The 14,742-nt window shown below is 70.7% G+C and carries 10 protein-coding genes; 6 read left to right on the plus strand and 4 right to left on the minus strand.

Translation table 11 applies throughout. The annotated features are described in order from the left end of the window. The first annotated feature begins 345 nt into the window (after positions 1–345). Together ACWDRB_RS31755 and ACWDRB_RS31760 are read left to right on the plus strand one after the other, a co-directional pair. A complete protein-coding gene (locus tag ACWDRB_RS31755) occupies positions 346–1,341 on the plus strand; it encodes a ParB/RepB/Spo0J family partition protein (protein WP_449899857.1) in 996 nt (331 codons plus the stop codon). A 210-nt stretch (positions 1,342–1,551) separates the two neighbouring features. Then, positions 1,552–3,486 (plus strand): BTAD domain-containing putative transcriptional regulator, encoded by a 1,935-nt coding sequence (locus ACWDRB_RS31760; RefSeq protein ID WP_449899859.1) that lies wholly within the window; start codon positions 1,552–1,554, stop codon positions 3,484–3,486. A 24-nt stretch (positions 3,487–3,510) separates the two neighbouring features. On the opposite strand, the gene ACWDRB_RS31765 is transcribed toward ACWDRB_RS31760, so the two are convergent. Further along, positions 3,511–4,908, minus strand: coding sequence for a condensation domain-containing protein (locus tag ACWDRB_RS31765; RefSeq protein WP_449899861.1), 1,398 nt, complete (start codon positions 4,906–4,908; stop codon positions 3,511–3,513). Between the two features lie 135 nt (positions 4,909–5,043). On the opposite strand from ACWDRB_RS31765, the gene ACWDRB_RS31770 reads away from it, so the two are divergent. Next, positions 5,044–6,333: a family 4 glycosyl hydrolase gene (locus tag ACWDRB_RS31770; protein WP_449899863.1), complete on the plus strand. Its 1,290-nt coding sequence runs from the start codon at positions 5,044–5,046 to the stop codon at positions 6,331–6,333. A 28-nt stretch (positions 6,334–6,361) separates the two neighbouring features. Here ACWDRB_RS31770 and ACWDRB_RS31775 read toward each other — a convergent pair whose 3' ends face one another. Then, positions 6,362–6,970 (minus strand): TetR/AcrR family transcriptional regulator, encoded by a 609-nt coding sequence (locus ACWDRB_RS31775; protein WP_449899865.1) that lies wholly within the window; start codon positions 6,968–6,970, stop codon positions 6,362–6,364. Positions 6,971–7,157: 187 nt separating this feature from the next. On the opposite strand from ACWDRB_RS31775, the gene ACWDRB_RS31780 reads away from it, so the two are divergent. Continuing rightward, positions 7,158–7,718 (plus strand): hypothetical protein, encoded by a 561-nt coding sequence (locus ACWDRB_RS31780; protein ID WP_449899867.1) that lies wholly within the window; start codon positions 7,158–7,160, stop codon positions 7,716–7,718. A gap of 80 nt (positions 7,719–7,798) precedes the next feature. On the opposite strand, the gene ACWDRB_RS31785 is transcribed toward ACWDRB_RS31780, so the two are convergent. Both ACWDRB_RS31785 and ACWDRB_RS31790 read right to left on the minus strand, forming a co-directional pair. After that, complete coding sequence (locus ACWDRB_RS31785; protein ID WP_350734186.1) at positions 7,799–8,455, minus strand: M15 family metallopeptidase; 657 nt, start codon at positions 8,453–8,455, stop codon at positions 7,799–7,801. Positions 8,456–8,557: 102 nt separating this feature from the next. Beyond that, positions 8,558–11,566 carry a BTAD domain-containing putative transcriptional regulator gene (locus tag ACWDRB_RS31790; protein WP_449899870.1) on the minus strand — a complete coding sequence of 1,003 codons (3,009 nt, stop codon included), beginning with the start codon at positions 11,564–11,566 and terminating at the stop codon, positions 8,558–8,560. A gap of 129 nt (positions 11,567–11,695) precedes the next feature. Between ACWDRB_RS31790 and ACWDRB_RS31795 the strand changes: the two genes are divergently transcribed. Further along, positions 11,696–13,042, plus strand: a complete 1,347-nt coding sequence (locus ACWDRB_RS31795) for a CHAP domain-containing protein (protein WP_449899872.1) — start codon at positions 11,696–11,698, stop codon at positions 13,040–13,042. 60 nt (positions 13,043–13,102) lie between these two features. Next, a complete protein-coding gene (locus ACWDRB_RS31800; RefSeq protein ID WP_449899874.1) occupies positions 13,103–14,566 on the plus strand; it encodes a GH25 family lysozyme in 1,464 nt (487 codons plus the stop codon). Positions 14,567–14,742 lie beyond the last annotated feature (176 nt).

A 14,742-nucleotide genomic window follows, 5' to 3' on the forward strand; every position in this document is an offset into this window, starting at 1 on the left:
AGGATCCTGGCAAAGGAACAAAGCGAGCGCTCTCTTTGTGATACAAAAATAGTGAGCATTCTTCTTTCCTCTTCCTCCGAGACGGGAGGGGTGGCGCGATGTCCGAGGTGAGCCCCGCACAGGCGGCCGCCCGATCGCGGCCGAACGACTGCCTGCGGTACGACGCGACCGCACCGTGCTACGCCGCCCTCCCCCGGCTACGCCGCCGGAGGGCGCGTCCCGCGATTCGCCGCCCGCACCACCCCGCAACCGCCGCCGCGCGCCCAGCCGCGCGGCGTTCCCCGCTCTCGCACACCCTGCCCTCGCACACCCTGTCCGTGTACTGCGACAGAAGGAGCCCTACCTATGAGCAGCACGCGCGATGCAACCGCCGCCGCACCGGCGTACCTCGAGGAGGCTGCCGGCCCCGACCGGCACTCTGGGTTCGGGGCTGCCACGGTGCGCGTCCCGACCGACGCGCTGCGCAACGCTGATTCGCCTCGGCTGGCCGGTGTCGACCTCGGCCACGTACGCACCCTGGCCGAGATCGCGGACGAGCTGCCGCCGATCATCGTGCACCGCGAGACGATGCGGGTCATCGACGGAATGCACCGGCTGCACGCGGCGCGGCTGGACGGCCGGGAGAGCATCGAGGTCGTGTACTTCTACGGCACGGAGCAGGAGGCCTTCCTGCTGGCCGTCGAGTCCAACGTGCGGCACGGGCTGCCGCTGACCCTGGCGGAGCGGAAGGAGTCGGCGCGGCGGATACTGCGGAGCTTCCCCGAGTGGTCGGACCGGGCGATCGCCGCCAAGGCCGGGCTCTCCGGCAAGACGGTGGGGGCGCTGCGGCGCGCCACCGGACCGCAGCCGCCCGTCAGGGTCGGGCGAGACGGCCGGTCCCGGCCGCTGAGCCCGGTCGATGGGCGCCTGAAGGCGGGGGACATCCTCACCCGCGAACCGCACCTGTCGTTACGGGAGGTGGCCAGGGCCGCGGGCGTCTCCGTGGAGACCGCGCGGGACGTTCGCGAGCGCCTCAGCCGCGGGAAGAGCCCGCTGCCGGTGGGGTACGGCGGGCCGAGCGCCGCAGGGCCCCGCCAGGTCATGCCACCCACGGAACCCACGTCGTACCTCGCTTCGTTACGGCGGGATCCCGCCCTCAAGTACAACGACGAGGGCCGTTTGATCATCCGATGCCTCGAGGCACGGCTCGTCCGCGAGCGAGATGCCGAGTTGGTGCTGCGAGCGCCCGACCACCAGGCGATGCAGATCGCCGCCATGGCCCGGGCGTGCGCCATGAGCTGGGACAAGATCGCCACGCATCTGGAACGCCGGAGCGTCGAGCGCCTGTGCGGGAACGAGTGAGAAGGTCCAGCCCGAACGGGTCGCCGGTCTGGCCGGCAGCTCAAGGTCTGACTGCGTAACTTCCTCAGTCGGACACCGAACCGGGAGCGAGAAGCGGAGAGGAAAACCGTGCGACTCACGTGGAAGCGCTCCCATCGCACCGTCCTGCGCCAGCGGTGGACCATGCCGCCAGACCTCGCAGGAACCGTACGCGTAGCCACGGAGGTGTGAATGCGCTTTCGCATCCTTGGGCCGCTGTCGATCGAAGGCCCGCACGGCTCCTTCGCGGTGACCGGCCGGCAGCGCCGCTTGCTGCTGTCCGTCCTGTTGCTGAACTCCGGACGGCCCATCGGGGTGACCTCGCTCATCGAGCGCATGTGGGGTTCGAACCAGCCCAAGTCCGCCGTGGCGAACCTGCGCACCTATGTGTACGAGGTCCGCCAGCTGCTCCGGCAGACCGGCGACGAGGACGGCAGGGTGAAGAGCCATCCCTCCGGCTACGAGCTGAAAGTCGGCAAGGGCGAGCTCGACCTCGAGGAGTTCCGCACCCTCGCCACACGGGGACGGACGGCGGCGAATTCCGGAGACCACGAGGAGTCGGCGGCCATCCTGCGCCGCGCCCTCCAGCTGTGGCGGGGACGCCCGCTGGAAGAGGTCCCGGACCTCGAGCCCAACCTGGCCACGGACGTCCTCGCACTTGAGGAGCAGTACTGGGGGGTCGCGGCGGACTGGGTCGACGCCGAGCTCGCCGTCGGCCGCCACACCGTCGTCATGCCGCACCTGCGCCGGGTGGTGGCCGAGCGGCCACTCGACGAACGCGGCTGGCTCCAGCTCATCGCGGCGCTCCGCGCGGCCGGGCAGACCGCCGACGCCCTCCGCGCGTACCGCAGCGTCCGCCAGATCTGCGTCCGTGAACTCGGCGTCGAACCCGGCGAATCCCTCAAGCGCCTGCACGCCGAAATCCTCACCAGCGGCGCGCACGCGCTGCCCGTGCCGGCGCATCCGTCTCCGGACGGACCGGCGCCGGAGGCGAACGACTCCCGCCCCGCTGACACGCCGGACGCTCCGGCAGAGCCGCAGCCGCAGGTCCGGCCGCCGCGGCGGCGCATCACACCGCTGAACGGCCGCGTCAGCGCGAACCGGCCGGCACCCGTGCCCGTCACGGCTCTCCCGCCGCCGCTGCGGCATCTGGTGGGGCGGGAGCATGAGCGTGCCTCCGTCCTGGCGCTGTGCGGCTTGGGCCGGCCGCACCGGCAGAGCGCCGCGTCCCCGGTCACGGTGTCGCTCACCGGCACGGCCGGGATCGGCAAGACGGCGCTCGCGCTGACCCTCGCCCGCCAGTTGCGACGGTACTGTCCGGACGGGCAGATCTACCTCGGCCTCGACAGCTCGTCCGCCCGGCCGAAGTCGCTGTCCGACGTGCTGGAGGAGCTGCTGATCATCCTCGCCGGGCCGGGCAGCGCGCCCGACGGTGATCTGCAGCGCATCGCGCTGCTGCGCCGGATCCTCGACGGCCGCAGGATGCTGCTCGTCCTCGACGACATACTGAACGCCGAGCTCGTCCGCCCGCTGCTGTGGAGCGGCTGGTCGATGACGATCGTCACCAGCAGGCGGCAGCTGGTCGGCCTCGACGCGACCTGGCACTGCAACCTCGAACCGCTCGGCACCGAGGCCGGCGCGAGCCTGCTCGCCCACGCCGCCGGCCGCGACCTGCACGAGGAGGATCGCGGGGCCGCGGCCCGCATCGTCACGGCCTGCGGCGGGCTGCCCCTCGGCCTGCGCATCGCCGCCGGCCGGCTGGTGCTGTGCCCGGGCATGAGCCTGTCGCAGCTGGCCGGCCAGCTGGAGGAGGAGTCCACGATGCTCGACGAGCTCGCAGCCGGTGACGCGTCGATCAGAGCACGGCTCGACCACGGGCACACGTCACTGCACGCCCGTGACCAGCGGGTGCTGTCCGCGTTGGCGGGCGACTCGGCGCGGGCCTTCACCGAGGACCAGGCGAGCCGTCTCACCGGGGCGCCGCTGCCCGAGGTGTCGAGGATCCTCGTCCGCCTGGTGCGGGAGAATCTGCTGGCCGTCGTCCCGGGGGAGGAGGAGCGCCACCGCTACGAGGTGCCCCGGTTACTGCGGGCGCAACTGCGCGAACAGCTGCAGACCACTCGCTAGGGCACTCCCGCTACGGCCTCGGCGTCACAGGGCGGCCGTGACCGCCGCCACCGGCATGGACGGGTCCTCGGCGAGTGCCTCGACGATCTCCACGTACTCGGCGACCAGCTCCTTGGCCAGGCCCTCCTCGAAGAACCCGGGGTTGCACACCAGAGCACCGCCCAGCCGGTCGTCGTCGATGAGCATGAACGGCGCGCTCTTCTTGATCCAGATCGGCAGCCGGGAGGCGGGAACGTCGCCGGCCCTGAGCACGGATCCGGCGTCCCCTTGGCCGATCCGGAGCTGGCGCACCCGCAGACCAGCGACCTCGAGATCGGGCGCCGCCGGCGGCTCCGCCTGGAGGTAGGAGTCGAACAGGTGGAGGTCCGGCCACGGACGTTCGGCGGCGAAGTCCGGGTTCGCCGCCCCGGCCAGACTCTTGAACGAGACGGCGTTGGTCATGGCCGCCTCGAGCGCGTCGTGCACCTGCCGGACCGTGTCGGCCAGCGAGCTCTCGCCGCGGATGTCCGTCGCCATGTAGACGTCGTTGGTGAACTGCCCGATCAGGCGCCTGGCCGGCGAGCCGGACCGCCCCAGCGTCGTGGTGCCGATCACGATCCGCTCGGCGTCGGTGCGCCGCCGGTGCAGGATGTGGTACGCGGTCAGCAGCACGACGTACTCGGTGGTCCTCGCCCGCCAGGCGATCCCGCGCAGCCGGCGGCCGACGTGCGCCGCGAACCGGAACCTGACGGCCTCCGTCGCCCGCACATCCGTCCGCGGGTCGATCGACCGCACCGGGTATGCGACCGGCTTCGGAACCGGCCGCAGCGATCTTCGCCAGAACTCGCGCCGCGCCGCGGTCTCGGCCAGCTCGCGGGCCTGCATCGCGAAGATCTCCGGGAATCCGGCACAGACCTCGGACGGCGCGGGGGACCGGCCGGTGAGACTCCCGTACCAGGCCGCCGCTTCCTCGGCGAAGACCCGCGTGGACCACCCGTCGGCCACCAGATGGAAGAAGGCGGCGATCAGGACATGGCGCTGGGACGACAGCCGTACCAGCCAGGCCCGCCAGAGCGGAGCCCGGCCCAGGTCGAAGGGCTGCCCGCTCGTCTCCGCGCAGAGTTTGGACAGCTCCTTCTCCTGCCGGTCGCCTGGCAGGGCGCTCAGGTCGGCGAAGCCCAGCGGAGTCTCGACGCCGGGCTCGATCACCACGAGCGGGTCGCGGCCGGTCGTGACGAACCTCATGCGCAGCGGGTCATGCCGGGCCGCGACCTCGGCGACCGCCCTGCGGAACAGCTCCGGGTCCAGCGGGCCGAGCAACTCCCGCAAGCACACCGCGACCTCCGGCGCGGCTCCGGGATCGCCGGGGGACAGCGCCGCCATGTGCTCCCACAGCAGCTCCTGGCTGGCGGACAGGGGAAATGTGCGGGGATCAGTCTTCACCGTTCCTACCTCCGCGTGCGGCGCGATGCCCGTTGAGAGGGCCTGGCCGCATGTTGTCCGCAACCGATACGCCCCTGATACAGGGCCGGTCGGCGGGGATTGCCCCACCGTCCCGGCGATTCCAGACTTCGAGGAATGAGAAAAGTAGCCTTCATCGGATCCGACAGCATCGAGTTCAGCCGGTCCGACATCGTCGACCTCTGCGGCATGAGCGAACTCGGCGAGCTGGAATTCGCGTTGTTCGACCCGAACACCGGATTACTCGACCAGGTGGCGGCGCTCTCCCGGATGATCGTCGAGCGTACGGGTGCGAGCGCCGCCGTGCGGACGTACGACAAGAGGCGGCAGGCGCTGACCGGCGCGGACTACGTCATCACCGAGCTGGAGGTCGGCGGCATCGACGCCACCTGCGTCGACCTCGACGTCCCTGCCAGGTACGGGGTACGCCAGCCGTCCGTCGACACGCTGAGCATCGGCGGCATCTTCCGCGGCCTGCGAACCCTGCCCGTCATGGTCGAGCTGGCACAGGAGATGGTCGCGCACTGCCCGGACGCCTGGCTGCTCAGCTACACCAACCCGATGGCCATGTCGATCCAGGCAGTACTCGACGCCACGCCGCTGCGGCGGGTGGCCGGCCTGTGCCATTCGGTGCGGGAGACACACGAGGAACTGGCCGCCCTGGTCGGAATGGCGACGGCCGACGTCGGCTTCCGCACCGCCGGCCTCAACCACCAAGCGTTCGTCCTGCGTTTCGAACACCAGGGGACCTCGCTCTATCCCAGGCTCGACGACGCGCTGGCCGCCGTCCGGCCACCCCCGCGGATGCGGCTGAGAGCCGAGCTGTACCGGAGATTCGGCTTCTTCCCCACCGCGCCTGAGGGCACCGCCGAGTACTTTCCGTGGATCATGCGGCACGACCGAGAGCAGGCGCGGCTGAGCGCGGCGGCCGACTCCGCTGCGGACCGCGCCGCCGGCTACCGCCGCCAGATGGCGGACCTGACCCATGCCGTCGCCGAACGCGCTGTCGGTCCGCTCGGCCCCACCGACGAGCTCGCCGCCGGGTTCATCCACTCCATCGAGACCGGCGCCGAGCGCGAGGTGTACGCCACCGTGCGCAACGGCGGCCTGCTTCCGGACTTCCCGGACGGGTGCTGCGTCGAGGTGCCCTGCACGGTCGGCGCGGATGGCGCGACGCCGACGGCCATCGGACCGATGCCGCCGCAACTCGCGGCGCTCTGCCGGACCTTCCTCAACGTGACCGAGCTGACCGTACGTGCCGTGCTGTCGGGCAGCCGGGACCACGTCCGGCACGCGGCCATGCTCGACCCGAACACCTCGGCGACGCTGCCGATGCCCGAGATCGCCGCGCTCTGCGATGAGCTGCTCGCGGCGCACGAGCACCTGCTCCCCGACTCCCTCCGCTGAGAGCGTTCGCCGGCGGAGGCCTGCGGCTTCAGGCGCCCGCCGGTCCGCTGTAGTCGGTAACGGCGTAAACCTGCAGGAGCCTCTCGACTCCGCGCAGGAAGGTCTCGCAGATCAGCACCGGGTCGAACAGGCAGCCTGCGGCCATGGCGCCGTCGCGCATCATCACGAAGTGGCGGGCGGCGGGCTCGGCGCCGGTCTCCTGGATCTTGGCCAGCAGTGCCGTGACGGTGTCCAGGAACCATTGGCGGTGGGCGAGCACGGCCTTGTGCACCGGGGACTCGGGGTCGGGATACTCGGCGGCGGCGTTGAGGAAGGCGCATCCCCGGAAGCCGGGGGACTGGATGCCTTGGGCGATGGACTCGCTGAGGGCCTGGATGGTGCCGGCGGCCGGTAGTCCGGCGGCGACGGCCTCGTCGGCCTGGCCTCGCATGGCTCGGTCGACCTCGTTCAGGTAGGCGAGGACGAGGTCTTCCTTGCCGGGGAAGTGCCGGTAGAGGGTGGCTCGCGTCACCTGTGCTTCGGCGACGATGCGATCGATGCCGACGGCGTGGATGCCCTCCGTGTAGAAGAGCCGGGTGGCCGTGTTGAGCAGCCGGGACCGCGCTTCGGACGGCCGGCCCTCGGATTGGCTGGGCATACGGCCATCCTAGTGGGTAGAACGTTCGGTCTTGACTTTCTGCGCCGCAGGTTGCCATGCTGTGCCGAGACAGAACGTTCGGTCTAGCTAGGCGCGAGCGAGGCGCCGGCCTGGCGGGACCCCCCACCGGACGAGAAGGCCGACCACGGGCCGCTCCCCACATCGCTCATCCACCGAAAGGATCATCATGAGCACGATCGCTGCTTCGCCCGGTTTTTCCGGGACCGCGTCCGCTTTGCGGCGGCTGTACTTCGTCCGGTTCGCGTTCGCCATCGTCTGGGCCCTCGCGATGTTCACGACCGCCTCGAACCTGGGTCCGCTCGCCGTCACCCTGCTCGTGCTCTACCCGCTGTTCGACGTGGCCGCCGCCGTCGTCGACGCCCGCGCGTCGCGCGCCACCGGATCGCCTGCCCTGCTGTACGTGAACATCGCGGTCAGCCTGATCACCGCCATCGGCGTGGCCGTCGCCTGCGCGTCCGGTATCCCGGCCGTGCTGCGCGTGTGGGGCGCCTGGGCGGTCGTGGCCGGGCTGGTCCAGCTGATCGTGGGCGTCACCCGCCGCAAGATGGGCGGCCAGTGGCCGATGATCATCAGCGGCGGCATCTCCGTACTCGCCGGTGCGTCCTTCATCGTCGGCGCCTCCGCGGCCGATCCGACGCTGACCAACGCGGCCGGCTACGCCATCCCCGGCGGCATCTTCTTCCTCATCTCGGCCTTCCGCCTCGGCCGCGCCGCGAAGGGAAACTGACCTGGACGGCAACACGTACGACGTCGTCGTCATCGGGGCCGGCCCGTGACGGTGTGCTGCCGCCGGCCGCGCCGTCCACTTCAGGACGGCAATTCCCAGGGGCCGTACAGCGCGTGGTGAGCGCTCGTGGTGAAGGCCCAATAGCGCTCGCCGTAGGACCAATGCCACCACTCGGTCGGGTAGTTGACGAAGCCGATGGAGGTCATGGCGGTGCCCAGGATGTGCCGGTTCGCCGTGGCCTCCGCGGAGATGGCGGTCGAGGCGGTGTAGCAGGCCTCGCCGTCCTCCGGCGGGGTGGCGTTGACCGGCGTGCCCATGGGCAGCTCGTCGCCGTTGGAGGTACACAGGGTCAGGTCGACCGCGCCGCCGGTGACGTGGGGGGCCACGTCGGGCGGGGAGACGTATCTGCTGGCCTCGACGCGAACGCGGTTCTCGTCCCAGCCGGGGTGCGCGGCGCGGTGACGGGTGACCGATGAGTCGAAGTACTGCTGCTGCAGTCCCACCCGACGGTACCCCTCGGTGATCAGCAGGCGCAGCTCGCGGGGCAGCCGGGTCTGCGCGGCCACCAGCCGGTCGGCCACGCTCAGCCGTACGTGCGCGTAGGCCCCCTCGCGGTCGGCCAGCCTCGGATCGACGCGGATGGCCTCCACGGTGCGCAGGTCCACGAGCGGTTCCCCGCACTCCTTGACGGAAACCGCGGCGATCCGCGGGTCGGACAGGAGCACGATCTTCGGCATGGAAGCCCTCCGTTGTGAACCATGGACACGCCACATGAGGCGTGCCGTCGCCATGGTTCACGAGCGGGATCCAAGACCGCTGTAATCCTCCTGAAACGGTTTTTACTGCGACATCTCCTCGTACTCGCGGGCGCCGTGCAGCCGGAACACCTCCAGCGCCTCGGCCCGGGTCGTACGGGCGGTGGCGTCATCGCCGAGGGCCTCGTGGACCAGCGCCAGGTCCCGCAGGGTACGGGCCCGGAACAGACCCAGGCGCAGCGCCTCCCACAGCCGCACGGACTCCTCCAGATCAGCCTTGGCCTGGTAGAGGCGGCCCTCGGCCAGGTTGAGCTCGCCGAGGGTACGCAGGGTGCAGGCCTCGCCCCAGCGGTCGTGCAGGGTCCGGGTGACGCCGAGCGCCTCCTCCAGCAGCCGCCGGGCCTGCTCGTGCCCGCCGAGCCGGAGCCTGACCTTGGCCAGCGAACGGGAGCAGTAGGCCACCATGAGCCGGTCGCCGAGCTGCCGGAAGATCTCCAGCGCCTGCTCGCACACCTTCTCGGCCAGGTCGTACTCACCTCTGGCGCGGTGGTGCAGCGACATGTTGCGCAGGGTCAGCCCGGCCCCGCGCTGGCTGCCGGCCTCCTGGTAGAGGGTCAGCGCCGTGGTGAAGTCGGTCCAGGCGGCGGCGTAGTCGCCGCGTTCGAGGCGTACCGTGCCGGTCAGCCGTTTGACGTGGGCGATGGCGGCGGTGTCGCCCAGGCGCTCCCAGAGCGGTTCGGCCTCGCCGAGGAAGTGCAGCGCCTCGGCCAGGTAGCCCTGTTCGCGGCACGCCGCGCCGAGGGCGGCCAGGGTGGAGGCCTCTCCCCGTACGTCCGCGGCCTCGCGGAACAGCGAAAGCGCCTGGCTGAGGTACTGGCGGGACTCGGCGTAGAAGTCCCGCTCGTAGTAGAGCTGCCCCAGGCCCGCCAGCAGGCTCGCCTCGCCGAGCACGTTGCCGGTGCGGCGCGCCGCGGCCAGCGCCGCCTCGTGGGTGCGGTGCCAGGAGGTGAACGGGTCGTCGACGACGTACTGGCTGCTCCCGAGGGCCACCAGGGACAGCGCGGAGGCGAGGTCGACGGCCAGCTGGTCGAGGTCCATCGAGGCGGCCAGCTCGACGGCGGCGATCAGCGACTCCTCCTCGCTCCGGAACCAGCCCCGCGGGTCGGCCAGCGCCGGGCGGGCCGCCTCGTCCCCCACCGGGTGCGGCAGCCCAGGGGTGACGCGCATGGGAACGGCCCCGGTCGGGACGACCTTGCTGACCTGCTCGACCAGCCACAGCCAGCCGCCCAGCACCCTTCTGGTCATCGCCGTCAGCTCCTCGGCCCCTTCCTCGGCCCGGGCGCGCTCGCCGGCGAACAGCCTGACCAGGTCGTGGAGCCGGTAACGGGCCTGCCCGGTCTCGTCGGGGTCCACCTCGTCGACCAGCGAGGTGTCCACGAGCTGCTCCAGCAGCTGGTCGGCCTCGCGCGGGCCGATGTCCACGGCGGTCGCGGCCACCCAGAGGGGGAAGCTCGGCAGCCCGAGCAGGCCCAGCCGGCGCAGCGCCCGCTTCTCCTGGGCGGAGAGCATGTCGTAGCTGAGGGCGATGCTGGCGCGTACCTCCAGGTCACCGGCGGCCAGCTCGTCGAGCCGGTGCTGCTCGTCGGCGAGCCGGTCGGCCAGCCGCTGAGCCGACCAGCGGCGCCGCGAGGCCAGGCGCGCGCCCGCGACCCTCAGCGCGAGCGGCAGGCCCCCGCACTGGCCGACGATGCGCGCCGCCGCCTCCGGGTCGCCGGTGATCCGCTCCTCGCCCGCGATGCGGATGAGCAGGTCGATGCCCGCTTCGGGCGGCAGCATGCCGAGGTCGACGAGCATGGCGCCGGACAGCCCGGCGAGCCGGTTCCTGGAGGTGACGACCACCGCGCAGCCCTCGCTGCCCGGCAGCAGCGGGCGTACCTGAGCCTCCGAGGCGGCGTCGTCCAGCACGATCAGCCGGCGCCGGTCGGCCAGCAGCGTCCGGTAGCGGCTGGCGCGCTCCTCCAGCGTGAGCGGGAGCGGCGCGCCGGTGGGCTCAAGCTCGCGCAGCAGCCGCCCGAGCACCTCCTCGGCACCGGCCGGCGTGCCTGTGGTGCCGCGCAGCTCGACGTGGAGCTGCCCGTCGGGATAGTGGTGCGCGATCTCGTGTGCCGTACGCAGTGCCAGGGCGGACTTCCCAACGCCGCCCTGGCCGGAGATGACGCAGATCGGGGTGGCGCCGGAGTCGGTGAGATGGTCACGCAGCGCCAGGATCTCCTTCTCGCGCCCGCTGAAGTCGGGCACGGGGGAGGGCAGCTGGCGCGGCATGCGGGGCGCGGCCTTGACCGGTCTGGCCAGCGCGGGGTCCGAACGCAGGATGGCCTCCTGCGCCTGGCGCAGCTCGGGCCCGGGCTCGACGCCCATCTCCTCGATCAGCACCCGACGGCCCTTCTGGAAGACGGCCAGCGCGTCGGCCTGCCTGCCCACCCGGTACAGGGCCACCATGAGGTCGCGGCGCAGCCGCTCGCGCGTCGGGTGCAGCGCGACCAGCTCGGCCAGCTCGTCGATGAGCCGCTCGTCCTGCCCGGCCGCGAGGTCCGCGGCGATCCGCTCCTCGGTGACCGCCAGTCTCAGCTCTTCCAGCCGGACGGCTTCCGCGCGCAGGTAGGCGCCGCCGATCCCGCCCAGGGCCTCGCCGCGCCAGAGCCGCAGAGCCGTACGGAAGGTTTCGCCCGCCTCCTCGTGCCGCCCCTGCTGGGAGGACTGCCTGCCCTGGGTGACGAGCCGCTGGAAGAGGTCCCGGTCCAGGACGTCCGGGGGGATCTCGGCCAGGTAGCCGAGCCGGTGGGAGACGATGACGTCGGGCAGCCCCGCGCCGGTGAAGGCTCTTCGCAGCGAGGCGACGTAGGTCTGCAGCACGCCGCGGGCGGTCGTCGGCGGATCGTCCTCCCAGATCGCCTCGATCAGCCTGTCGACCGTGACGACGCGGCCCGCCTCCAGCAGGAGCGCGGCCAGCAGCGACTGCGGCTTGGCGCCCCCGAGGAGCACCTGCCGTCCCCCGTTCCACACTTCCACCGGTCCCAGGAGCCGTAACTCCATGTGAATCTCCCAGGTTTCGTGCCCGCACCGATCATGCCAGTACGGACCGGTACAGCGCTATTGCAGTCCATTTGGAGAGACCCCGACCAGTCTCAGTTCTCGTCAAGCAACGCAAGCGAGAGGGACGTCATGAAGAACTCGATGGCCAAGCGCGCCACCACCTGCCTGCTGTCGGCGACGATCTCGGTGGTCGGGCTGCAGGCGGCTGTCACCGCCCCGGCCTCCGCGGCGAGCCGGGACACGATCGTCTCGGTCGCGCAGGCGGAAGCCGGCAAGGCGGCCCGTAACAAGGAGAACCCCATGGGCAGCGGGTGCAACTACTACACAGGGGTTTTCCGCACGTGGAAGTCGGCCTCCGGCTGCGGTTCGGGGGACGGCGTGCAGTTCCGCAACAGCGACTGGTGCGCCGACTTCTCCAAGTACGTCTGGAAGACCGCCGGGGTTCGCTACGCGGACGTGGCCGAGACCAGCGGGGGCATCCTGACCGGCTGGGCCTCCTCCTTCAAGGACTACGGGACCACGTACGGCACCTGGCACGCCCGCTCCAGCGGTTACACCCCTCAGCCCGGGGACGCGCTGGTGTTCGACTGGGACCAGAGCGGGGACATCGACCACGTCGGCATCGTCACCTCGTCCAACGCGAGCACCGTCTACACGATCGAGGGCAACAGCGGCGACGCGATCAAGGCCCACAGCTACTCGCGATCGGACATCGACATCGTCGGCTACTCCTCACCGGTCGGCATCGACGGCGGTTCGCCGAACCTCGGCGTCCTGGAGTTCTATCTGTCCGACAGCCAGAGCTCGAACGTGGCCACCCGCCCGGTCATCGCGTACGGCAACAGCCCCATGATCCCGATCCGTGGTGACTGGGACGGTGACGGCAAGGACACGGTCAGCAGCTTCGACCCGACCACCGCCACCTTCTACCTGTCCAACACCCCCGAAACCGGAGCGGCCGCCTACACCTTCCGTTACGGCGACGCCGGCGCCGCCCCCCTGGTCGGCGATTGGGACGGTGACGGCAAGGACAACGTCGGGGTCCGCATGGGCAACACCTTCTACATGCGCACCAGCCCCGTCACCAGCGCCACCGAGACCACGACCTCCGTCGCCTACGGCGATGCCGACATGATCCCTCTGGTCGGTGACTGGGATGGTGACGGCAAGGACACCGTCAGCGCCTACAAGGCCACGAATGCCACGTTCTACCTGTCCAACACTCCTCAGACCGGAGCGGCCTCCTACATCTTCCGTTACGGCGACGCCGGCGCCGCTCCGCTGGTGGGTGACTGGGACGGTGACGGTAAGGACAACGTCGGGGTCCGCATGAACGGCACCTTCTACATGCGCACCAGCCCCGTCACCAGCGCCACCGAGACCACCACCTCCATCGGCTACGGCGACGTCTCCGACCTGCCCCTCATCGGCGACTGGGACGGCAACCACATCGACTCCCAGGGCATCGTCCGCTGACCCACCCCCCGACACGGGGGCGGACAGGAATCCCGCCCCCGTGGGAACCGGAGAAATCTCATGATCAGATCCATTCGGGCCGTCCGTGTCATGGCCGGAGTGGCCGCGTTCGTATCGGTGATCGCCCTGGGGGTGCAGCCGGCGCAGGCCGCCGTCCCGGCGGGATACCCGGTCGGCGGCACCGACGTCTCCAACCACGCCGGAACGATCGACTGGGCGCAGACGGCGGCCAAGGGCGTCAAGTTCGGCTGGGCGAAGGCCACTGAGGGCCTCGACTTCGTCGATGCGACGTACAACGCCAACTACCACAATGCCAAGGCCAACGGCGTCTACATCGGGGCCTACGCCTTCGGCCGCCCGGACAAGGGCGTGAACACCGGTAAGGCCCAGGCGGACTGGCTCATCTCCCACGCCCAGTACGTCAACGACGGCAAGACCCTCCCCCTGCAGCTCGACATCGAGTGGCCCTGGTGGACGACGTCCGCCCCGATGTATCCCTGCTACGGGTTGTCGACCACTCAGATGGTCACCTGGATTCGCGACTTCGTGAACGAGGTCAAGGCGCAGACCGGCCGGGAAGCGGCCATCTACACCAATCCCAACTGGTGGAACCAGTGCACGGGGAGCAACAAGTCGTTCTCGGCCAACCCTCTGGAGACCTCCAACTACAGCGGGTCCCCCGGGGCGTTGCCCGCAGGCTGGTCACGTTTCACCGCCTGGCAGTACGCCGGCTCCTCCAGCACCCTTCCGGGCTCGCCGACGGTGTTCAACGGCAGCCTGGCCGACCTGGCCGCCTTCGCCGGTTCGCCGAGTCTCGGCGTCCTGGAGTTCTATCTGTCCGACAGCCAGAGCTCGAACGTGGCCACCCGCCCGGTCATCGCGTACGGCAACAGCCCCATGATCCCGATCCGCGGTGACTGGGACGGTGACGGCAAGGACACGGTCAGCAGCTTCGACCCGACCACCGCCACCTTCTACTTGTCCAACACCCCCGAAACCGGAGCGGCTTCTTACACCTTCCGTTACGGCGACGCCGGCGCCGCTCCGCTGGTGGGTGACTGGGACGGTGACGGTAAGGACAACGTCGGGGTCCGCATGGGCAACACCTTCTACATGCGCACCAGCCCTGTCACCAGCGGCACCGAGACGACGACCTCCGTCGCCTACGGTGACGCCGACATGATCCCTCTGGTCGGTGACTGGGATGGTGACGGCAAGGACACCGTCAGCGCCTACAAGGCCACGAATGCCACTTTCTACCTGTCCAACACTCCTCAGACCGGAGCGGCCTCCTACACCTTCCGTTACGGCGACGCCGGTGCCGCTCCGCTGGTGGGTGACTGGGACGGCGATGGCAAGGACAACGTCGGGGTCCGCATGAACGGCACCTTCTACATGCGCACCAGCCCCGTCACCAGCGCCACCGAGACCACCACCTCCATCGGCTACGGCGACGTCTCCGACCTGCCCCTCATCGGCGACTGGGACGGCAACCACATCGACTCCCAGGGCATCGTCCGCTAACGGGTAGCCGGTGATCCGGATCGCGCGTGGGGCGTGCCGCCAGCAGGTGGCACGCCCCACCGCCGTGAGCGGAGGCGTAAATCCGTGGTGTGCGCGGCGCGTGCCGTACTACAGTCGGACACGCCTTCACCTCGCGGCTGCTGAACCACGAGGCCCACGGCGGCGGCCCCGGTCCG

The organism is Nonomuraea sp. NPDC003707, from assembly GCF_053587055.1.

What these genes read in the sequence shown, in the direction of transcription:
- ACWDRB_RS31755 (WP_449899857.1), top strand. Translation starts at nt 346, where the DNA reads ATGAGCAGCACGCGCGATGCAACCGCCGCCGCACCGGCGTACCTCGAG.
- ACWDRB_RS31760 (WP_449899859.1), top strand. Translation starts at nt 1,552, where the DNA reads ATGCGCTTTCGCATCCTTGGGCCGCTGTCGATCGAAGGCCCGCACGGC.
- ACWDRB_RS31770 (WP_449899863.1), top strand. Translation starts at nt 5,044, where the DNA reads ATGAGAAAAGTAGCCTTCATCGGATCCGACAGCATCGAGTTCAGCCGG.
- ACWDRB_RS31775 (WP_449899865.1), bottom strand. Translation starts at nt 6,970, where the DNA reads ATGCCCAGCCAATCCGAGGGCCGGCCGTCCGAAGCGCGGTCCCGGCTG.
- ACWDRB_RS31780 (WP_449899867.1), top strand. Translation starts at nt 7,158, where the DNA reads ATGAGCACGATCGCTGCTTCGCCCGGTTTTTCCGGGACCGCGTCCGCT.
- ACWDRB_RS31785 (WP_350734186.1), bottom strand. Translation starts at nt 8,455, where the DNA reads ATGCCGAAGATCGTGCTCCTGTCCGACCCGCGGATCGCCGCGGTTTCC.
- ACWDRB_RS31790 (WP_449899870.1), bottom strand. Translation starts at nt 11,566, where the DNA reads ATGGAGTTACGGCTCCTGGGACCGGTGGAAGTGTGGAACGGGGGACGG.
- ACWDRB_RS31795 (WP_449899872.1), top strand. Translation starts at nt 11,696, where the DNA reads ATGAAGAACTCGATGGCCAAGCGCGCCACCACCTGCCTGCTGTCGGCG.
- ACWDRB_RS31800 (WP_449899874.1), top strand. Translation starts at nt 13,103, where the DNA reads ATGATCAGATCCATTCGGGCCGTCCGTGTCATGGCCGGAGTGGCCGCG.